This window comes from Pseudomonas sp. NFX1, from assembly GCF_051123555.1.
Lineage (GTDB): Bacteria > Pseudomonadota > Gammaproteobacteria > Pseudomonadales > Pseudomonadaceae > Aquipseudomonas > Aquipseudomonas capeferrum.
Window position 1 is genome coordinate 3,528,338 of sequence record NZ_CP169366.1, and the last position, 20,864, is coordinate 3,549,201.

Annotated in this window: 18 protein-coding genes; 5 read left to right on the top strand and 13 right to left on the bottom strand. The window is 63.9% G+C overall.

The genetic code is table 11. The annotated features are described in order from the left end of the window. Positions 1–8 precede the first annotated feature (8 nt). The 7 genes from tadA to DJ563_RS15890 all read right to left on the bottom strand — a co-directional run bounded on the left by tadA (position 9) and on the right by DJ563_RS15890 (position 7,804). On the bottom strand, positions 9–488 hold the full coding sequence (tadA, locus tag DJ563_RS15860) for a tRNA adenosine(34) deaminase TadA (protein WP_186654254.1): 480 nt from the start codon (positions 486–488) through the stop codon (positions 9–11). Beyond that, positions 488–1,870, bottom strand: coding sequence for a multicopper oxidase family protein (locus DJ563_RS15865; protein WP_274098216.1), 1,383 nt, complete (start codon positions 1,868–1,870; stop codon positions 488–490). The genes tadA and DJ563_RS15865 overlap by 1 nt, the downstream gene beginning before the upstream one ends. 147 nt (positions 1,871–2,017) lie before the next feature. Beyond that, entirely contained in the window at positions 2,018–3,055 is a 1,038-nt protein-coding gene (locus tag DJ563_RS15870; RefSeq protein WP_434518009.1) for an NAD(P)/FAD-dependent oxidoreductase, read from the bottom strand. 136 nt (positions 3,056–3,191) lie between these two features. Further along, positions 3,192–4,769: a glutamine-hydrolyzing GMP synthase gene (gene guaA / locus DJ563_RS15875; RefSeq protein WP_027595681.1), complete on the bottom strand. Its 1,578-nt coding sequence runs from the start codon at positions 4,767–4,769 to the stop codon at positions 3,192–3,194. Between the two features lie 119 nt (positions 4,770–4,888). Further along, positions 4,889–6,358, bottom strand: a complete 1,470-nt coding sequence (guaB, locus tag DJ563_RS15880; RefSeq protein ID WP_027595680.1) for an IMP dehydrogenase — start codon at positions 6,356–6,358, stop codon at positions 4,889–4,891. 86 nt (positions 6,359–6,444) lie between these two features. Continuing rightward, a complete protein-coding gene (locus DJ563_RS15885; protein WP_033701006.1) occupies positions 6,445–7,002 on the bottom strand; it encodes a hypothetical protein in 558 nt (185 codons plus the stop codon). A gap of 46 nt (positions 7,003–7,048) precedes the next feature. Then, on the bottom strand, positions 7,049–7,804 hold the full coding sequence (locus DJ563_RS15890; protein ID WP_434518010.1) for a sulfite exporter TauE/SafE family protein: 756 nt from the start codon (positions 7,802–7,804) through the stop codon (positions 7,049–7,051). 97 nt (positions 7,805–7,901) lie between these two features. On the opposite strand from DJ563_RS15890, the gene DJ563_RS15895 reads away from it, so the two are divergent. The 4 genes from DJ563_RS15895 to leuA all read left to right on the top strand — a co-directional run bounded on the left by DJ563_RS15895 (position 7,902) and on the right by leuA (position 13,168). After that, complete coding sequence (locus DJ563_RS15895) at positions 7,902–8,804, top strand: LysR family transcriptional regulator (protein WP_434518011.1); 903 nt, start codon at positions 7,902–7,904, stop codon at positions 8,802–8,804. Between the two features lie 112 nt (positions 8,805–8,916). Beyond that, on the top strand, positions 8,917–10,296 hold the full coding sequence (gene xseA / locus DJ563_RS15900; RefSeq protein ID WP_033701011.1) for an exodeoxyribonuclease VII large subunit: 1,380 nt from the start codon (positions 8,917–8,919) through the stop codon (positions 10,294–10,296). A 3-nt stretch (positions 10,297–10,299) separates the two neighbouring features. Beyond that, positions 10,300–11,127: a peptidoglycan DD-metalloendopeptidase family protein gene (locus tag DJ563_RS15905; protein WP_434518012.1), complete on the top strand. Its 828-nt coding sequence runs from the start codon at positions 10,300–10,302 to the stop codon at positions 11,125–11,127. 367 nt (positions 11,128–11,494) lie between these two features. Further along, the gene (gene leuA / locus DJ563_RS15910) at positions 11,495–13,168 is read left to right on the top strand and encodes a 2-isopropylmalate synthase (RefSeq protein ID WP_033701014.1); all 1,674 of its coding nucleotides are present in this window, start codon (positions 11,495–11,497) and stop codon (positions 13,166–13,168) included. 252 nt (positions 13,169–13,420) lie between these two features. Here leuA and DJ563_RS15915 read toward each other — a convergent pair whose 3' ends face one another. From DJ563_RS15915 to zwf, 3 genes are read right to left on the bottom strand one after another with little or no spacing between them, the layout of a single operon-like run. Beyond that, a complete protein-coding gene (locus DJ563_RS15915; RefSeq protein ID WP_033701015.1) occupies positions 13,421–14,095 on the bottom strand; it encodes a bifunctional 4-hydroxy-2-oxoglutarate aldolase/2-dehydro-3-deoxy-phosphogluconate aldolase in 675 nt (224 codons plus the stop codon). Positions 14,096–14,112: 17 nt separating this feature from the next. Continuing rightward, complete coding sequence (pgl, locus tag DJ563_RS15920) at positions 14,113–14,826, bottom strand: 6-phosphogluconolactonase (protein ID WP_434518013.1); 714 nt, start codon at positions 14,824–14,826, stop codon at positions 14,113–14,115. Continuing rightward, complete coding sequence (gene zwf, locus DJ563_RS15925) at positions 14,813–16,282, bottom strand: glucose-6-phosphate dehydrogenase (protein WP_033701019.1); 1,470 nt, start codon at positions 16,280–16,282, stop codon at positions 14,813–14,815. The genes pgl and zwf overlap by 14 nt, the downstream gene beginning before the upstream one ends. A gap of 211 nt (positions 16,283–16,493) precedes the next feature. Here zwf and hexR point away from each other — a divergent pair, with 211 nt between their 5' ends. After that, positions 16,494–17,357: a DNA-binding transcriptional regulator HexR gene (hexR, locus tag DJ563_RS15930; RefSeq protein ID WP_172960401.1), complete on the top strand. Its 864-nt coding sequence runs from the start codon at positions 16,494–16,496 to the stop codon at positions 17,355–17,357. On the opposite strand, the gene DJ563_RS15935 is transcribed toward hexR, so the two are convergent. The 3 genes from DJ563_RS15935 to DJ563_RS15945 form a co-directional block, all read right to left on the bottom strand. Further along, positions 17,350–18,204, bottom strand: a complete 855-nt coding sequence (locus DJ563_RS15935) for a D-hexose-6-phosphate mutarotase (RefSeq protein ID WP_047581462.1) — start codon at positions 18,202–18,204, stop codon at positions 17,350–17,352. The genes hexR and DJ563_RS15935 overlap by 8 nt on opposite strands. 117 nt (positions 18,205–18,321) lie before the next feature. Further along, a complete protein-coding gene (locus DJ563_RS15940; RefSeq protein WP_434518014.1) occupies positions 18,322–19,665 on the bottom strand; it encodes a carbohydrate porin in 1,344 nt (447 codons plus the stop codon). 41 nt (positions 19,666–19,706) lie between these two features. Beyond that, positions 19,707–20,861, bottom strand: a complete 1,155-nt coding sequence (locus tag DJ563_RS15945) for an ABC transporter ATP-binding protein (RefSeq protein WP_434518015.1) — start codon at positions 20,859–20,861, stop codon at positions 19,707–19,709. Between the last annotated feature and the right edge of the window lie 3 nt (positions 20,862–20,864).

Here is a 20,864-nt window from a genome sequence, read left to right on the forward strand (position 1 = left end):
CGCACTGACTAGCGCATGGCCCGCCGAGCTTTGAAAAACTCGCTCAAGATCGCCCCGCACTCCTCGGCCAGCACCCCACCCTCCACCATCACCCGATGATTGAGGAAACCCTGGCCAAAGAACTGCCCCTGGCTCTGCACGATCCCTGCCTTGGGCTCCAGCGCCCCGTACACCACCCGCGCTACCCGCGAATGCACGATCAACCCCGCGCACATGCTGCAGGGCTCCAGGGTCACATACAGCGTGCTGCCCGGCAGTCGATAATTGCTCGCTGACTTGGCGGCTGCCCGAATGGCGACCATTTCGGCATGGGCGCTGGGGTCACTGTCGACGATCGGCCGGTTGAAGCCCTGCCCGATCACCTGGCCATGCTGCACCAGCACCGCCCCCACCGGCACCTCACCCATCGCCGCCCCTTCGGCGGCCAGTGTCAGGGCCAGGCGCATGAATTCTTGATCGCGGCTGCGATCGATGATTTGCGGGCGCATCAGACCACCGTGATCGCGGCCATCAGGCCGGTTTCCATGTGGTCGATGACGTGGCAGTGGAACATCCAGGTACCTGGGTTATCCGCCACCAGCGCGACCTGGGCGCGCTCGTTCTTGCCCAGCAGGTAGGTATCGGTGAACCACGGTTCGACGATCTCACGGCGGTTGGAAGCGATCACCTTGAAGCTCATGCCGTGCAGGTGGATCGGGTGCTGGTACTGGGTCATGTTCTTCAGCTCGAAGATGTAGCTCTTGCCCTTCTGCAGCGTCGCGATGGGCCGGTCGGCGCAGGTCTTGTCGGTGATGTCCCAGGCCTGGCCGTTGATCTGCCACAGGCTCGGCGGCCTGCCATTCTCAGTGTTGACCGAGACCTTGCCGACCCATTCGAAATTGAAGTTGAGCTTTTCGGCATTCTCCAGGTCCGGCTCGGCCACCGGGTTCGGTGGCAAGGCTGGCGGCCAGTCGCTGGGGGCGTCGTTGCTGGCCACCGAACGCAAGGTACCCAGGCGCACGAAGCCATCGCGCAGGGATATTTCCTCTCCCGCCACGGGAATGCGAATCGCCAGGCAGATACGCATGCCTGGCCCCAGCCAGTAATCCTCGTCCAGTGACCGTGGGGTGACCGGGTTGCCGTCGAGCGCGTAGATCTTTGCCTCGCAGTTGCCCTTGAGGTTCAGGCGGTAGGTCCAGGTGTTGTCCAGGTTGAGCAGGCGCAAGCGCACCACTTGGCCGGCGGGCAACTCGGTCACCGAATCGGGCTGGCCGTTGATGGTGATCAGGCGCCCGGCAGTGCCGTTGCGCGCGGCCTCGCGGGGGATGCTGAACGGCAGCCAGGCGCCCTGCTCGTCGACGTGCCAGTTTTTCAGGCTCAGGGTGCGCTCGTGCAGAAACCCGGTAGGCTCGCGCTCCTCGACGATCAGCGGCCCGACCAGCCCGCGGCCAAGCTCTTCGGAGCTGCTGACGTGCGGGTGGTACCAGTAGCTGCCGGCATCCGGCACGCGGAACTTGTAGTCGAAGTACTCGCCAGGCTTGACCGGCAGTTGCGACACATAGGGCACGCCGTCCATTTCCAGCGGCAGGCGGATGCCGTGCCAGTGGATGGTGGTTTCGACCGGCAGGTGGTTGATGAAACGCACTCGCAGCCAGGTACCCTGGCGCACCCGCAATTCGGTGCCCGGCGCCGACGGGCCAAAGGCCCAGGCCTCGGTCTTGAAGCCCGGCACCAGCTCCACTTCCAGGGGCGCGGCGATCAGTTCGTAGTCGTGCCCGGCATTCTCGTCCTCGACCTTGCCCAGCCAGTACCGCGCCGCGCCTCCGGCGCCCAGGCCTACCACAACCAGGCCGGTGAGGCCCTTGAGCATTTGTCGACGGGTGAAGGACATCGGTGCGGGTACCTCGTTTCGGCGCAATCAAGCTGCCAGCATGGCTGGCGATGAAGGGCGAATACGATACACCTGCAAATGGGAAAGATTAAGTGAAGTCTTGTCGCAGAGGGCGAGCGCTGCGCAAGGCAACTTCATTGACCTCGCTCATGCGCCAAGAATGTCTTCACTCACAAGCCTGCCGAGCAAGGGCGCGAGAATCATGCCAGGATGCGCGACGGCAGCGTACAAGCCTTCGACGTTCGGCAAGAAGGTCCGCAGGGGCATGCTGTCGCGGGTCTTGGGCCGGTCTACCGCCTTGATCGACTGCAGCGTGATCCCCCCCTGCAGCGCAAACAGATCGCCGATCGCCTTGATACTGCTGCGCCCCAGCTCAGCCAGCCCAGCCTCGCCATCGCTTGGCAAATCGGCGGCCGACACTAACCCGCCCCCCAGACTCGGACGCAGCTCCAGCGACCCGGCACATAGCAAGTGGCGCAGCGCCAGCCCAGCCGCCTCGAAGCGCAGCAATACCGCCGGTTCCTCGTAAATGGGCAGGCAAATACCCAATGGGCTGGCAAGTGCTTGCGCCCCCATGGCATTGGCAAGCACGACAATATCCGCGGCAACCACACCTTGCTCGGTGCGCACGCCGATCACGCGCTGGCCCTGCACCTCGACTGCCAACACCCGCGCATCGCCGCGCACAACGGCGCCCTCGTCCTGAGCGGCGGCCAGCAGGCGTCGCGTCAACGCGTCAGGCTCGACAGCAAAGTCGTCCGGGGCCCAGATGGCCATTTCTGGCAGTTGCACCAGCCCCGGCTGCAACGCGCGGATGGCCTCGCTGCCGACAGCCGCCATGTTCACCCCCGCTGCTTGCTGCTCGGCGAGCATCGAGCAGGTTTGCAGCTGATCATCGAGCCATATCAAGGCGCCTTGTGCGGCGACAGGCAAGGGCCCGAGCAACGCTTCCAGTCGGCCAAACTCACCCAGCGCCTGCTGTTCCAGGGCGAAGCTGGCAGGCTGCTCGGAGGGGATTCGGCTGCCGGTGCCCACCCAGCCATAGGAATGGCCGGTAACGCCCCTGGCGGGCGCACTGTCGCGCTCCAGCACAGTGACCCGGGCATGCCCGGACAGATGCCAGGCAATCGACGCCCCGAGGATGCCGGCACCGATCACGACCACGCGGGGGGCTTTGCCTGCCATGGCGCTTTGCTCTCCTGAGAAGGTAAAGCCAAGCAGTGTGCGCAAAGGCACGGCTGAAGTCTGTTAAAAAGCGTATTCGCCCAGCAACGGGGCCTGGATACAACAAGGGCGCCTTGCGGCGCCCCTGTGGCTCAACTCATTCCCACTCGATGGTGGCAGGCGGCTTGCTCGAGACGTCGTAAGTGACGCGCGAAATGCCTTCGATTTCGTTGATGATACGGCCGCTGACGGTTTCCAGCAGCTCGTACGGCAGGTGTGCCCAACGCGCGGTCATGAAGTCCACGGTCTCGACGGCACGCAGGGCCACGACCCAGGCGTAGCGACGGCCGTCGCCAACGACACCCACCGACTTGACCGGCTGGAACACCACGAACGCCTGGCTGGTCTTGTGGTACCAGTCAGCCTTGCGCAGCTCTTCGATGAAGATGTGGTCGGCGCGACGCAGGATGTCGGCGTATTCCTTCTTCACTTCACCCAGGATGCGCACGCCCAGGCCCGGGCCCGGGAACGGGTGGCGGTAGACCATGTCGTACGGCAGGCCCAGCTCCAGGCCGATCTTGCGCACTTCGTCCTTGAACAATTCGCGCAGCGGCTCGACCAGCTTGAGGTTCATTTCCTCAGGCAGGCCACCGACGTTGTGGTGCGACTTGATCACGTGGGCCTTGCCGCTTTTGGCGCCAGCCGACTCGATCACGTCCGGGTAGATGGTGCCCTGGGCCAGGAACTGGATGTTGTCCAGTTTGCTGGCTTCGGCATCGAAGATGTCGATGAAGGTGCGGCCGATGATCTTGCGCTTCTTCTCCGGGTCCGCTTCGCCTTCCAGGTTGCCCAGGAACTGCGCCTCGGCGTCGGCACGGATCACCTTGACGCCCATGTTCTCCTTGAACATGGCCATCACCTGGTCGCCTTCGTGCAGGCGCAGCAGGCCGTTGTCGACGAACACGCAGGTCAGCTGGTCGCCGATGGCGCGGTGCAGCAGCGCGGCAACCACGGACGAGTCGACGCCGCCAGACAGGCCCAGCAGGACGTTGGCCGAACCGACTTGCTCACGCACCTGGGCGATGGCGTCTTCGACGATGTTGGACGGGGTCCACAGGGCTTCGCAGCCGCAGATGTCCTGGACGAAGCGCGAGAGGATGCGACCACCTTGCTTGGTGTGGGTCACTTCCGGGTGGAACTGCACGCCGTAGTAGCCGCGCGCATCGTCGAACATGCCGGCGATCGGGCAGCTCGGGGTGCTGGCCAGCACGTGGAAGTCGCCCGGCATCTGGGTGACCTTGTCACCGTGGCTCATCCAGACGTCCAGGCCCAGTACGCCGTCAGCGTCCACGTGGTCTTCGATGCCGTCCAGCAGGCGGCTCTTGCCGACCACGTCAACGCGGGCGTAACCGAATTCGCGCAGGTCCGACCCGGTAACCTTGCCGCCCAGTTGCTCGGCCATGGTCTGCATGCCGTAGCAGATGCCCAGCAGCGGTACGTTCAGGTCGAACACGGCCTGCGGCGCGCGCGGGCTGTTGGCTTCGTGTACCGACTCGGGGCCGCCGGCGAGGATGATGCCGCGCGGGTTGAATTCGCGGATCGCTTCATCGTCCATGTCGAACGGATGCAGTTCGCAGTACACGCCGATTTCGCGCACACGGCGGGCGATCAGCTGGGTGTACTGGGAACCGAAATCGAGGATCAGGATGCGGTGAGCGTGAATGTCGAGGGCCATGACTCAATCTCTGGTGCAACTGCAAGCATCTAGCTGCGAGCTGCAAGTTGATCGGGGAAAACGCGGTAGCTGCTGCAACGCAACTACCGCTTGAAGCTTGCTACTTACCGCTGCAGGCCTCAGCCGACCCGGTAGTTAGGGGCTTCTTTGGTGATCTGCACGTCATGCACGTGGGACTCGGCCATGCCGGCACCTGTGATGCGCACGAACTCCGGCTTGGTACGCATCTCTTCGATGGTCGCGCTGCCGGTATAGCCCATGGACGAACGCAGGCCGCCCATCAGCTGGTGGATGATCGCAGCCAGGGCGCCCTTGTACGGCACACGGCCTTCGATACCTTCCGGTACCAGCTTCTCGGCACCGGCCGAGGAGTCCTGGAAGTAACGGTCGGAAGAGCCCTGCGCCTGTGCCATGGCACCCAGCGAGCCCATGCCGCGGTAAGCCTTGTAGGAACGGCCCTGGAACAGTTCGACTTCACCCGGGGCCTCTTCGGTACCGGCGAACATCGAACCCATCATCACGCAGGAAGCACCGGCAACGATGGCCTTGGACAGGTCACCGGAGAAGCGGATGCCACCGTCGGCGATCAGCGGCACGCCAGTGCCTTCCAGCGCGGCAGCGACGTTGGCGATGGCGCTGATCTGCGGTACGCCGACACCGGCGACGATGCGGGTGGTGCAGATCGAACCTGGGCCGATGCCGACCTTGACGGCGTCAGCGCCAGCTTCAGCCAGGGCCTTGGCCGCAGCGCCGGTGGCGATGTTGCCGCCGATCACCTGAACCTGCGGGTAGGTTTCCTTGACCCAACGCACGCGGTCGATCACGCCTTTGGAGTGACCGTGGGCGGTGTCGACCACCACCACGTCAACGCCGGCGGCAACCAGGGCGGCTACGCGCTCGCCGGTGTCCTTGCCGGTACCGACGGCGGCGCCGACGCGCAGGCGACCTTGGTCGTCCTTGCTGGCCAGCGGGTAGGCCTTGGCTTTTTCGATGTCCTTGACGGTCATCATGCCCTTGAGGCTGAACTTGTCGTCGACGATCAGGACTTTTTCCAGGCGGTGCTTGTGCAGCAGCTCGCGGACTTCGTTCTTGTTGGCGCCTTCGCGCACGGTGACCAGACGCTCTTTCGGCGTCATCACATCGCGGACCTTGGCATCCAGACGGGTTTCGAAGCGCACGTCACGGGAAGTGACGATGCCGACCAGGTCGCCGTTTTCCAGCACCGGAACACCCGAAATGTTGTTCAGGCGGGTCAGGTCGAACAGGTCGCGCACGGTGGCGTCTGCTTCGATGGTGATCGGGTCCTTGACCACGCCAGCCTCGAACTTCTTGACCTTGCGGACTTCGCCGGCCTGCTGTTCGATGGTCATGTTCTTGTGGATGATGCCGATGCCGCCTTCCTGAGCCATGGCAATGGCCAGACGCGCTTCGGTCACGGTATCCATGGCAGCGGAAACCAGCGGAATGTTCAGCTCGATGCCACGAGTCAAACGGGTCTTGAGACTGACTTCATTGGGCAGTACCTCGGAATAGCCAGGTACAAGGAGGATATCGTCGAAGGTCAGGGCTTCTTGGCTGATACGCAGCATCGCGGGGGCTCCCGGGCGGGAAAAATGGAAGCGCGCCATTATACTCATCCACGGCGCGCCGCTCAATGCAAAATAAGGGCCTTCGGTCAGCCTTGTGGCAGTTTTACCTGCACCACGGCCACTGGCTGGTCCAGCCAGTCGGCGAAGCTGTCGAGAAAGGCCTGGGTGAACCCGGCCTCGCCCCAGTTGTTGAAGATGAACCCCAGGTTGGAAAAGGCACATGGCTGCAGGTAAAGAAAGCCGTTGATGTCGTCTTCGAAGCCGCACAGCGGGCAGGTGAAGTTGTCACTGACCCCTGGCATCCACTCTTCCAGGCTCTCGAACAACGGCTCGCCGACCTCGCGCCGGCACTCCGGGCAGCCGGCTTCTTCGAGAAAACCGTTGGTCGGGGTGTAGATGCAGCGCTTGAGCATGATCTCCAGGCCGTTGGCTTGTTCGCCGAACGGCAGTTTGTCCGGGTGCAGGGCCACCTTGCGCGCACCGTCGGCCAGGGCATGGCCCATGCGGTTGCCGGTGCGACCGCAGGTGGTGAGTTGTTCCTCGATGACTTTCTCGCGCACCAGCCAGCGCACGATCGCCCGGGCGCGGGCCTCGTGAGCCGGGACGGTGGAAAGCTTGGGGACGATGATGCTCTGGGTGTTCATTAAGGAGGCAAGCCTGCGAACTGCGGTAATGCAGCAATTCTACCGCTCACAGGCTCAGGTAGCGACCGATCATGGCCAAGCCGCTGGCCAGCACCAGCCAGGTGACCAGGCGCACAAAAGCCTCGCGGGACAGCTTCAGGGTCAGCCGGCGCCCGACCCACAGGCCGACGAACATCACCGGCAACAGGCAGGCAGCGAGCAACAGCAGGCTGCTGTCGGCGTAGACCCCGGCAATCAGAAACAGCGACAGGCGCACCACGGTGCTGCAACTGATCAACGCGCTCTGGGTAGCGCGCACCTGCTCTTTCGCCTCCAGGCGCGCGCTCAGATAAAGGGCATAGAGAAACCCGCCACTGCCGAACAACGCACCGAACAAGCCCCCCACCGTGCCCATGGGCACCGCCCAGAAGCCTGAAAGGTTCGCCGGGCGCACCCTCACCGCCAAGCCATAGACCGCATAGGCGCTGACGAACAACCCCATCAGCAACAGCAACACGTCAGCCTTGAGCCGCAGCAGAAACACCACGCCCAGGGTGCAGCCTATCGCCATGAAGGGCAGTAGACGCAGCAGTTCGCCACGCACGACATCCCGGCGCGACGGCAGCAGGTTGCCAAAGGCCGCCACGAAGTCCAGCAACACCAACAGCGGGATGATGCGCGACAGCGGCATGAAGTGGATCAGCACCGGGCCGGCCACCAGCGCGGTGCCGAAACCGGCAATGCCGAAGACGATGTAGGCCAGGCCGACACCGAGCAGGATGGGCAGCCAATCGAGGCCGGAGAATGGCAACTGGGTGAGCATGGCGTGTGTTCCTGGAAGGTCATGCAAAGGTTAGCCAGCCATGAGCCATGCCGACTAATATGCCTTTTCGCCATTACCTATCTCGAAAAGGCATGACATGACGTCGATCCGCCAGTTGCGTTACTTCGTGGAGATCGCTGAAAGCGGTAGCTTCAGCGTTGCCGCCGAGCGGCTGTATATCGCCCAATCGGCGCTGAGCCGGCAGATCAAGGAGCTGGAGCAGCACTTGGGTACGCCGTTGTTCGAACGTACCGCCCGGCGGCCACGGCTGACGCTTGCTGGGGACGCCTTTTTGCAGCGTGCCCGCCGCTTGCTGGCCGACCTGGCGCACGCTGAGCGTATCACCCGTGACGTGGGGGATGGCTTGCAAGGCAGCTTGCGCCTGAACCATTCCAGTACCGTGCCGCTGACCGGGCCGCTGCTGGCTCGCCTGGGCTGTTACTTGCAGGGCCACCCAGGGATCTCGCTGGAAATCGCGCAGCAGTCGTCGGAGGCGCAGCTGGAGGATATTGCCGCTGGGCGGCTGGATATCGGCCTGCTGCGGCTGCCGGTGCTGCGCCAGCATGAGGGGGTGGTGCTGCATGAGCTGTTCAGCGAGCCGTTGTTGCTGGCCGTTGCGGCGGGACACCCTTTGGCTGAAGAGGCAGTCGTGCGACTGGAGCAGTTGCGTGGGGAGCGGTTCATCTCTATCCCGCACCGTGATCGTGGCGGTTTGAGCTACCTGTCGGCGTCGTTGTGCATGGAGGCTGGGTTCTTCCCGCAGGCGGCCCAGGTGGTTTCACGCAAGACCACGCAATTACAGCTGATTCAGGCGGGGTTCGGGGTGGCGCTATTGCCTGAATGCATGCGTGATATTGCGCCGGCATCGGTCAGATTCGTGGGGTTGGGGGAGCCTTGTGAGAGTACCGTGGCATTGGCCTGCAGGCGCGATGCGGGGGTGATGGTGCGGCAGTTTTTGGCGGCGATGTTGGGGGGGGTGATGGGGGCCCGTAGTGCATGACGGTGGTTATTCGGCGCCCTGCACCTGGCAGCCCCACCCCCTCCAATCCTCCCAGCCCCAACCCCAGCCCCAACACAGACAACCGCCCCCGATGTCCTTTATGATGCCCGCCATGATCAGAGACCCTTTCGAACGACTCGGCCTGGACCGCGAGGTCCTCACCGTCAGCCAGCTCAACGGCCGCGCCCGGGTGCTGCTGGAAGACGTGTTCCGCAGCGTCTGGGTGGAAGGCGAGATTTCCAACCTCGCCCGCCCGGCCTCCGGCCACATGTACTTCACCCTCAAGGACAGCGGCGCCCAGGTGCGCTGCGCGCTGTTCCGCCAGAACGCCACGCGGGTCCGCCAGGCCCTGCGTGACGGCCTGGCGGTGCGGGTGCGCGGCAAAGTCTCGCTGTTCGAAGGGCGTGGCGATTACCAACTGATCCTCGACACCGTCGAAGCGGCCGGTGACGGTGCGCTGCGCCTGGCGTTCGAAGCACTGAAAGAGAAACTCGGCGCCGAGGGCCTGTTCAGCGCCGAACGCAAGAAACCGCTGCCGGCACATCCGCAACGCATCGGCATCATCACCTCGCCCACGGGCGCGGTGATCCGCGACATCATCAGCGTATTCGGCCGCCGCGCCCCGCAAGTCGAGCTGAACCTGATACCCACAGCCGTGCAGGGCCGCGAATCCATCGCCCAGATCGTGCGCGCCGTGCAACTGGCCGACAGCCTTGGTTTCGATGCGCTGATCCTGGCACGCGGCGGCGGCTCGCTGGAAGACCTGTGGAGCTTCAACGAAGAAGCCGTGGCCCGCGCCGTGGCCGCCTGTGTCACGCCTATCGTCAGTGCCGTCGGCCATGAGACCGACGTGTCGATCTGCGATTTCGTCGCCGACGTCCGCGCGCCCACCCCGTCCGCCGCCGCCGAACTGCTGGCCCCCGACAACAGTGGCTTGCAGCACCGCCTCGACAGCCTGCAGCGGCGCCTGCTGCTGCGCATGCAGAACCGCCTGAGCCACGACCGCCTGCGCGTGGAGTCGCTGGCCCGGCGCCTGCGCCACCCAGGCGAGCGCCTGCGCCAGCAGGCCCAGCGCCTGGACGATCTGGACATGCGCCTGCGTCGCGCTTTCCTCGGCAACCTCAACCAGCGCCGCGAGCGCCTGGGGCGCCTTGATACCCGCCTGGCCGCGCAGCACCCGGGGCGCACCCTGAAGCTGCTGAACCAGCGCCTGGACAGCCTTGCCGAACGCCTGCCCCGGGCCATGCGCGAGGTGCTCAAGGACCGCCGCCAGCGCTTCCAGGCCCAACTGCAAACGCTGCAAGTGGTCAGCCCGCTGGCCACCCTCGCCCGCGGCTACAGCATCCTGCTCGATGAGCGCGGCCAGGCCATCCGCAGCGCCGAGCAGACCCACAACGGCCAGCGTCTGACCGCTCGCCTGAATGAAGGCGAACTGCAGGTGCGGGTCGAAGACAACCACCTGACGCCCGTTACCCTCTCACTACTGGACTGACCCATGCCCCGCCTGTTCGCGCCCCTGCTCGCCCTTTCCCTGCTGTTGCTGGCCTGCGGCGCCCAGGCCAGCTACATCACCCGTACCTTGAACAAGCCGGTGCCCGGTGGCGTGGCAGTGGTTGACCTGGGGCCTGCCAGCACGGCGCCGAATGCGCGCTTTGACGGCAAGCCGGTGCTGGTGGTCAAGGAACAGGACAACTGGCTGGCGATCGTCGGCATCCCGCTGACCCAGAAGCCCGGCACCGCCGTACTGAGCCAGGGCGGCCGCAGCCTGCCCTTCACGGTCGCGAGCAAGAAGTACCCCGAGCAGCGCATCACCCTGAAGAACACGCGGCAGGTCAACCCGAACCCGGCCGACCTCAAGCGCATCGAGGGCGAACTGGCCGAACAGATCAAGGCCTACCGCAGCTTCAGCCCGGCCCTGCCGAGCAACCTGATTCTCGACAAGCCGGTCAACGGCCCGCTGTCGAGCAAGTTCGGCGTGCGCCGCTTCTTCAATGGCGAAGAGCGCAACCCGCATGCCGGCCTGGACTTCGCCGTGCCCGCCGGTACGCCCATCAAGACCCCGGCCAATGGCAAAGTGATCTTGGTGGGTGATTATTTCTTCAACGGCCGTACCGTGTTCGTCGACCATGGCCAGGGCTTCATCAGCATGTTCTGCCACATGTCGAAAATCGATGTGGCCGTGGGGCAGGCGCTGCGCCGCGGTGAGGTGGTTGGCCGGGTTGGCTCGACCGGGCGGGCTACCGGGCCGCACATGCACTGGAATGTCAGCCTGAATGATGCGCGGGTGGACCCGGCCATCTTCATTGGTGCATTCCAGCCCTGATAAGGCGGGCTTCTTCGCGGGGTTACCCGCGAAGAAGCCCGCGCTGACACCCCACTTCCCTTGTCTTGCGCCATCAAAACCTACAGCGCAAAAACCTGAAAGCCTCTCAGCAATAAGCGCTACAAAATCTCGCAATCCAGCTTTTTTTAAGCATTCCTCTCAATTTTTCGCGAACACTTGCCATCCCTCACCCCGCTGGCTTAGGGTTGAAGCATGAAAACCTCCAGCACCCTCATTCTGCTCCGACAACATCGCAGCCTCTGCCTGGTCAGCGCACGACTACCAGGTTGAATCGCGTCGCCTCGCCTCTTCATCTCGTTATTGCTCGGCAGGCCCGATCTCGGCCGCATACAAAAGGATTGCTTCCATGACCATGCTCAAAGACCCTTCGAAGAAATACCGCGCCTTCCCGACCATCGACCTGCCTGATCGCACCTGGCCATCGAAAACCATCACAGCAGCGCCGATCTGGTGCAGCTCCGACCTGCGTGATGGCAACCAGTCGCTGATCGAGCCGATGGATGCGGAGAAGAAGCTGCGTTTCTGGAAGACCTTGGTGCAGGTTGGCGTGAAGGAGATCGAAGCCTCGTTCCCGTCCGCTTCGCAAACCGACTTCGACTTCGTGCGTACCCTGATCGAAGACGGCCACATCCCGGACGACACCACCATCCAGGTGCTCACCCAGGCCCGTGAAGACCTGATCGCCCGTACCTTCGAATCGCTGCGTGGGGCCAAAAAGGCCATTGTCCACCTGTACAACGCGACCAGCCCGTCGTTCCGCCGCATCGTCTTCAACCAGGACAAGCAAGGCGTGAAGGACATCGCCGTGAACGCGGCCAAACTGTTCGTCAAGTATGCTGCCCAGCAGCCGGACACCCAGTGGACCTTCCAGTACTCGCCCGAGACCTTCAGCGCCACCGAGCTGGAGTTCGCCAAGGAAGTCTGCGACGCGGTCATTGAAGTGTGGAACCCAACCCCTGAGCACAAGCTCATCCTCAACCTGCCAGCCACCGTGGAAGTCGCCACGCCAAACATCTACGCCGACCAGATCGAGTGGTTCTGCCGCAACATCAGCCGCCGTGACAGCGTGATCATCAGCCTGCACTGCCACAACGACCGTGGCACCGGCATCGCCGCCACCGAGCTGGGCCTGATGGCCGGCGCCGACCGCGCCGAAGGCTGCCTGTTCGGCAACGGCGAGCGTACCGGCAACGTCGACCTGGTGACCTTGGCACTGAACCTCTATACCCAAGGCATCGACCCACAACTGGACTTCTCCGACATCGATGGCGTGCGCAAGGTAGTCGAAGAGTGCAACCAGTTGCCGGTGCACCCGCGTCATCCGTATGTCGGCGACCTGGTTCACACTGCGTTCTCCGGCTCGCACCAGGACGCAATCCGCAAAGGCTTCGCCAAGCAACAGGAAGGCGAGCTGTGGGAAGTGCCGTACCTGCCGATCGACCCGGCCGACATCGGCCGCAGCTACGAGGCGGTGATCCGCGTCAACAGCCAGTCGGGCAAAGGCGGCATCACCTACCTGCTCGAACAGGAATACGGCATCAGCCTGCCACGCCGCATGCAGATCGAATTCAGCCAGGTGGTCCAGGGTGAAACCGACCGCCTGGGCCTGGAAATGACTGCCAAGCAGATCTACAGCCTGCTGCAGAAAGAGTACCTCCAGGCCAACGCCCCGTATGCACTGGTCAGCCACCGCCTGCAGGAAGAAAACGGCCACAGCGCCGTGGAAGTGGAAGTCGCTGGTGAAGGCGAAACCACCCTGCACTGGCGCGGCAAGGGCAATGGCGCCCTGGAAGCCCTGGTGGCTGGCTTGCCGATTGCCGTGGAGATCATGGATTACAACGAGCATGCCATCGGCGCCGGCACCAACGCCAAGGCGGCGGCCTACATCGAACTGCGAGTAGCCGGCGGCCGCCCGGTGCATGGTGTGGGCATCGACGAGAACATCACCACCGCCAGCTTCAAGGCATTGTTCAGTGCGCTGAACCGCTCGCTGAGCCAGCAAGAGGCCAAGGCGGCGTAAGCTGCGGTTTGATGGCCAAGAGCCCGCATCCTTGATGCGGGCTTTTTTATTGCCCGAACTGGCCCTTTCGCGGGGCAAGCCCGCTCCCACAGAACCTGTGGCACTGGGAATTACCTGTTGGGCTGTCAATTATCTGTGGGAGCGGGCTTGCCCCGCGAAGAGGCCAGCACCGGCAACACCAAACCTGCAGGCAAAAAAAAGGGGCGCCGACCAAGCGCCCCATAAGCCGTAAAGCACACAACACATTCAGTTTCAGTCCAGCAGCGCAATCGCCTCGGCACTGCACGCTTCGATCCGCGCCCAATCGCCGTTCTTGATCCAGCTACTGTCGAGCATCCAGGTACCCCCCACACACATCACATTGGGCAACGCCATGTAGTTGCGCACATTGGCCGGGTTCACCCCGCCAGTCGGGCAGAAGCGGATGTCGCCGAACGGGCCGCCAAACGCCTTGATCGCTGCCACGCCACCGCTGATTTCCGCCGGGAACAACTTGAACCGACGGTAGCCCAGGGCGTAGCCCATCATGATTTCGGACGGCGTACTGATGCCCGGCAGCAGCGGGATGTCGCTGTCGACACCCGCCTGGAGAATGTCCTGGGTGATGCCTGGGGTGACCACGAACTGCGCACCAGCCGCTTCGACCGCCGCGAACATGCTGCGGTCGAGTACGGTACCCGCACCGATGCACAGCTCTGGTCGCTGTTCGCGCAGCACCTGGATCGCCTTCAGGCCGTGCTGGGAGCGCAGGGTCACCTCAAGGGTACGAATGCCACCTGCGGCCAGCGCGTCGGCCAGCGGCAGGATGTCTTGCTCACGGGCGATGGTGATCACCGGCAGGATGCGCGCCTTGTCGCAGATCGCGTCGATCCGGGCGGCTTTGTCGGCCATCGAGAGCAGAGTCTGTGGGCGTTCAAGGGTGGTCATGACTGTGGATCCTTGGCTCATGGGCACCAGTAGATGTCCAGGGGGTCGTGGAGAAAGGCGCGTATCGGCATTTCGGTAAGGTCATTGCCCGCCAGCGCGGCGCGCAGGGTAGCGAGTTTGTTCGGGCCTTGCACGGCCAGCGCGATGAAGCCAGCACTGGCCAGCAACGCGCGGGTCATCGACAGGCGCTGGTGCGGCACGCTGGGCGCCAGCATCGGCAGGCAGCGGCGTGGGCTGCTGGCGGCCAGGCCGTCGTCCAGTTTGGGGCTGCTGGGGAACAGCGAGGCGGTATGGCCATCGTCGCCCATGCCCAGCACCAGCACGTCGATGGCCGGCAGGTCTGCCAGTGCCTGATCGGCGTTGGCCGCCGCGAGTTCCAGGTTCTCGGCCTGCTGGTACAGGCCAATGAAGCGGGCCTTGGCCGCCGCGCCCTTGAGCAGGTGACGGGCCAGCAGGCCGGCGTTGCTGTCGGCATGCTCCACCGGCACCCAGCGCTCATCCGCCAGGCTTACGGTCACTTTCGACCAGTCCAGCGCCTCGGCAGCCAAGCGCTCGAGAAACGGCACCGGGCTGCGCCCACCGGACAACACCACGCAAGCCTGGCCTTTTGCGGCAATTGCCGCCCGCAACCGCTCGGCCACATCGCGGGCCAGCGTTGCCGCCAGGGCCTTGCCATCGGCCAGTTCATGCGCCTTTACCGCCGCCGGCAATTGCAGTTCAGATATCGCCATACCACGCCCTCCCGTCTCGTGTGATCAGTGCGATCGAGCTCATCGGCCCCCAGGACCCCGCCGCGTATGGCTTGGGCGCATCACCTGCGCTTTGCCAGCCGGCGATCAACTGGTCGCACCATTTCCAGGCATATTCGATTTCATCCTTGCGCACGAACAGGTTCTGGTTGCCGCGCATCACCTCGAGCAACAGGCGTTCGTAGGCATCCGGAATCCGCGCGCTGCGCCAGGCATCGGAAAAATTCAGCTGCAATGGGCCACTGCGCAGTTGCATGCCCTTGTCCAGGCCTTGCTCCTTGGTCATCACCCGTAAAGAAATGCCTTCGTCCGGTTGCAGGCGGATGATCAGCTTGTTACCGACCTGCAAACGTTGTTCCGGGGCGAAGATGTAGTGCGGGGTTTCCTTGAAGTGGATGACGATCTGCGACAGCTTCTGCGGCATGCGCTTGCCGGTACGCAGGTAGAACGGCACGCCCGACCAGCGCCAGTTGCGGATATCGGCACGCAGGGCGACGAAGGTCTCGGTGTCGCTCTGGGCGTTGGCGTTGTCTTCTTCCAGGTAGCCGGGCACCGGCTTGCCGTCGCTGTAACCGGCGATGTACTGGCCGCGCACCACACGGGTGCTCAAGCCATCGCCGGTGATCGGCGCCAGCGCCTTGAGCACCTTGACCTTCTCGTCACGAATGCTGTCGGCCGAGAGCTCGCTGGGCGGGTCCATGGCAATCAGGCACAGCAGCTGCAACAAGTGGTTCTGGATCATGTCGCGCAGTTGGCCGGCCTTGTCGAAATAGCCCCAGCGGCCTTCGATGCCGACTTTTTCGGCCACGGTGATCTCCACATGGGAGATGGAATTCTGGTTCCACTGGGTTTCGAACAGGCTGTTGGCAAAGCGCAGCGCGATCAGGTTCTGCACCGTCTCCTTGCCCAGGTAATGGTCGATGCGATAGACCCGGCTCTCGGGGAAGAACCGCGCCACCGCATCGTTGACCCGGCGCGACGACTCCAGGTCGTGGCCGATCGGCTTTTCCAGCACCACGCGGGTGCGCGCTGCCAGGCCGGCCCTGTCGAGGTTTTCGCAGATGGCGCCGTAGACTGCAGCCGCCGTGGCGAAGTAGGCAATCAAGGGCAACTCGCCTGGCAACTGCTCGGCCAGCGCCTGGTAGCCCTCAGGCTGGAGGAAGTCCAGATGCTGGTAGCTCAGCCGGCCCAGGAAGCGGCCGAGCGCGGCGGGCTCGATGTCGGCATCGGCGACGTGCCGACGCAGGTGCGCTTCGATGGTGTGCAGGTGCTCCTGCGCGCTGCCGCTCTCGCGTGCCAGCGCCAGCAGGCGGGTGTCCGGGTGCAGCAGGTTGGCACGGTCGAGCTGATAGAGCGCTGGAAACAGCTTGCGCAATGCCAGGTCGCCCAGGGCGCCAAACAGGGCAAAGGTGCAAGGTTCGACACTGATCGCAGCCATGATGTTGGTTCTTTCCTAAAGTTGGTCTAGGAATACCGCTTTCACATACGGTTTTCAAGGGGTAATGTAGTAAAACTAACAACATTACCGACGAATACTACAGACAAGTGGTGCGGCACACGCACCGACAGTACGATAGACGACCGTGCAAAAGGCCCGCTGCTCCGTCAGCCGGCTGTCTTCCCGACCCAAGGACACACCCATGGACCGCGTGCGAAACCTCCTGGAACAGATCCAGGGACGCCTCGACGAGCTGAACAAGGCCGAACGCAAAGTCGCCGAAGTCATCCTGCTCAACCCGCAACAAGCCACCCGTTTCAGCATTGCTGCACTGGCCCAGGCGGCCAAGGTCAGCGAACCGACCGTCAACCGCTTCTGCCGGTCGTTCGGCGTCAGCGGCTACCCCGAGCTCAAGCTGCAGCTGGCGCAGAGCCTGGCCAGTGGCGCTGCCTATGTGAGCCGCGCCGTCGAGGCCGACGACGACCCTGCTGCCTACACCCAGAAGATTTTCGGCAGCGCCATCGCCTCGCTCGACAGCGCCTGCCAGCAACTCGACCCGCAGCAGGTCAGCCGCGCCGTGGACATGATGATCCAGGCCAGGCAGATCCACTTCTTCGGCCTTGGCGCCTCGGCGCCGGTGGCCCTGGATGCCCAGCACAAGTTCTTCCGCTTCAACCTGGCGGTGTCGGCCCACGCCGACGTGCTGATGCAACGCATGCTGGCCTCGGTGGCCCACACCGGCGACCTGTTCGTGATCATCTCCTACACCGGGCGCACCCGCGAGCTGGTCGAGGTGGCGCGCGTGGCCCGTGAAAACGGCGCTTCGGTACTGGGCCTGACCGCTGCCGGCTCGCCGCTGGCCCAGGCCTGCAGCCTGAGCCTGCACATTCCACTGCCGGAAGACACCGACATCTACATGCCGATGACCTCGCGAATCATCCAACTGACCGTGCTCGACGTGCTGGCCACCGGCATGACCCTGCGCCGCGGCGTGGACTTCCAGCCGCACCTGCGCAAGATCAAGGAAAGCCTCAACGCCAGCCGTTACCCGATCGAGGACGACGAACTCAACTGAGCCGGTGCGCCTGCAAACGCAAGTGCGCGCGCTGCCCCGGGGCCAGGCTCAGGCCCTCGCCACTGCCACTGGCGGCTTCGACACAGACGAAGCCCTGGCACTCGCGACCGGTCACGCCCATCAGCGGGCGGTTGCCCGGGTGCCAGACCACGGTGTCATCGCTGTCACCGGTGTCGATGCACAGTTCGCGCTGCCAGGCCGGGTCCTGCAGCTGCACCCGCGGGGTACCCGGATAGACTTTCTGGCAGCCACCCTTGAGCTTCAGCGCACCTTCCTCGCGGCAGGCCTGCCGGCTCAGGCGGTCGTAGCCTTCGATATCCTCAAGCCCAGACAGCGCTATCTCGGACACGTCACTGATACGCCAGTAAGCCAGCAGCGCATGGCTCAACTGGCACGGCTCGCTGTCCTGGTGCTCGGTACTCAGGCGCAGTTCCATGCGGCTGCCAAGCCGTGCATGCAGGTCGACCTGCCAGTCGCACAGGTCCAGGCGCCACTTCAGTGTCACACCCTCCTCGTCCTCGCGGCTGTCCACCAGCTTCCAGTCCAGCAGGCGCGCCCAGCCATGGGCCGGCCACAGGTCCTCGCTGGGGTGGCGGCCGTACCACGGCCAGCACACCGGCACACCACCCCGAATCGCCCCCACCTGCGGCCATTGCTCGGCGCACCACAACCAGGGCTTTTCGCCAGCGGGTTGAAAGTGCAGCAGCTGCGCGCCCTGCCGGCTGAACACAGCCTGGCAGAGAGGGTGGTCGATGATCAGGACATCGCGCTGCTGGTAACGCTCCCACTCGAATGTCGGCCTGGGCCGCTGTGCGGAAAAGAAGCGATGTAGCGGATGTTCGGGCATGGTTCCAAGCTCTTGTTGTTTGAGATAGCGCTGTCTCGGCCTATCCCCGACAACCACTGCAAGCCAGTGGATGCCGGGAGCCGAAATTGGATTGGCGTAAATTTACAACAAATGTGCTCAGAATGACGACTGAATCTTCAAACCAGCGACCAGCGCGTTGTCCACCTCATCCACCCCGCCCGGGCTCTTGATGTATTGCAGGTTGGGGCGCACGGTCAGCCAGTTGGTGACGTGAAAGCCGTAATACAGCTCGGCGTTGTACTCGGTGCGCTGTAGCGGCACGAAGCCCGGGTTGTCGTAATCATTGATGCCGCTCTGGGCATTGAGCTGCTCGGCACGCTTCTTCACATCGTCGTTGACGTGAATGCGGGCGATCCCAAACCCGATATCGTCCTTGGGCCGGGCATCGAAGGCGCCTTTGTACACCAGCCCGACCTGCTGGTAGTTGTCGACCACGTTGGTGGCCTTGTCGTGCACGGTGAAGTTGGCAAACAGGCTGAGACCACGACTGGCATCGCCGCCCTGGGCGGTCACCTGCTGCTGCGCAACCACCCACCAGCCATGTTTGCTGGAGTGCGACTTGAAGCCCGCGCCGCTGATGCCTTGCGGGTTGCCATTGACGTCTTCGTAGATGTCTTCGGCATCCGCCGTGCTGTAGTAGTAGCCGAGGCGGTACTCGCCCGGCAGGCCGTTGACCTGGGGTGACCAGACCGCCTCCACCGGCAGGATCGCGCCCTTGGTGCCGCTGCCGCTGAGCTTGAAGCCGTTGCCGGTTTCCAGGTTCGAGGGGTTCTGCTCGAACGCGCCAACCTGCACGAAGAACTCAGGCGTGATGTTGTACTTGACCCGCAGCGCCCACTGGCTGACTGGCCAGTTGTACCAGATGCCGCCCACCCAGTTGCCCACCTGCGAGCCGCAGAAGGCCAGGTTCTGGAAGTCACAGGGGAAGCTGTTGAAGTCTTCACCCTCGCCGAAGCGGCCGAATTTCACATCCAGGGCACCGTCGAAGTACTTCTGCTTGATCCACATCTGGGTCAGCCGCCAGGTCTGGCCGCGGCCCCACACTTCCTGTACCGAACTGAACTGGCCGGCACGCGGGTCGCTGATGCGGTCGTTGGACAGGTTGCGGCCGCTGCGCTCGGTGATCGCCAGCTTGAACTCGGTGTCGTGCCAGCCAAAGATCTTTTCCAGGTCCAGGTGCGCACCCAGGGCAAACTGGTCGCTGTAGCGTGCGGTCTTGTCGTCGTTGTAGCCGCCGTTGAGGTTGCCCGCCACCTCGCCTACGTAGTCGAGGGTGAAGTCATAGCCTTTGTCCAGCAGCTCGGTGCGGGTACCGCCCCAGTCGCCGGTCATCCATTTCGACTCGCTGGAGAAGGCCTCGGCGGCTTGCGCCCCGCTGCTGCCAACCACGGCAAGCAAGGCCAGTGAGCCCAAGGTCCTGATGCGATTGCGCTGTTCCATCCCTTTGCGTCCTCTTTTTTCTTATTGATGGTGTAGACGATTCAACGGCTCTTGAAGTGAGTCACGTTGTCCTTCACTGAAGCGTTGGCGTTGTCCAGGCTCAGGCGTTCGCCGCTGGCGGCGTCAAACAGCAGTACCCGTGCCGGGTCGAACTGCAGGTTCAGGCTGTCGCCGACCTTGCACGCCACATCCGGCGCCAGGCGGCAGCAGACCTTGGTCTGGTTGAGGGTGACGAACACCAGCAGGTCCGGCCCGGTGGGCTCGGTAACCTGGACGTCGGCGCGGATGCCGGGCAGGCCATTGCCCTCTCCCGTGCCCAGGGCAATCTGCTCGGGGCGGATGCCGAGGATGATCTCGCGCCCGTCCAGTTCAGCGCCGGCCACGCCCAACGGCAGCTCGCAACGCGCCTGGCCGCTGTCGAGCAGGGCCAATAGGCGCCCGTCCTGCCGAGCCAGGCGCACCGGAATGAAGTTCATCGGTGGCGAACCGATGAAACTGGCGACGAACTGGTTCGCCGGGTCGTTGTAGATCTGCTGCGGGGTGCCGAACTGCTGGATGATGCCGTCCTTCATCACCGCCACTTTGTCGCCCAGGGTCATGGCCTCGATCTGGTCATGGGTGACGTACACCGTGGTGGTCTTCAGGCGCTGGTGCATCAGTTTCATTTCGGTGCGCATCTCGACCCGCAGCTTGGCGTCGAGGTTGGACAACGGCTCGTCGAACAGGTAGATCTTCGGCCGCCGGGCCAGCGCCCGGCCCATGGCCACGCGCTGCTGCTGGCCGCCGGAGAGCTGGGCAGGCTTGCGTGAGAGCAGGTGCTCGATCTGCAGCAGCTTGGCCACCCGCGCCACCTCCTCGTCGATGGCGGCCTGGGGCATCTTGCGGATCTTCAGGCCGAACTCGATGTTCTCACGCACGCTCATGGTCGGGTACAGCGCGTAGGACTGGAACACCATGGCGATGTCACGGTCCTTGGGGCTCATGCCGCTGACGTCCTGCTCGTCGATCAGGATGGCACCGCCGGTGATCTGCTCAAGGCCGGCGATGCAGTTCATCAAGGTCGACTTGCCACAGCCCGAGGGGCCGACCAGGATCAGGAACTCGCCGTCCTTGATCGACAGCTGGATGTCCTTGAGGGTGTCCGGCAAGCCGCTACCGTAGGTCTTGTTCACATTGCGAAGTTCAAGCGTTGCCATGAC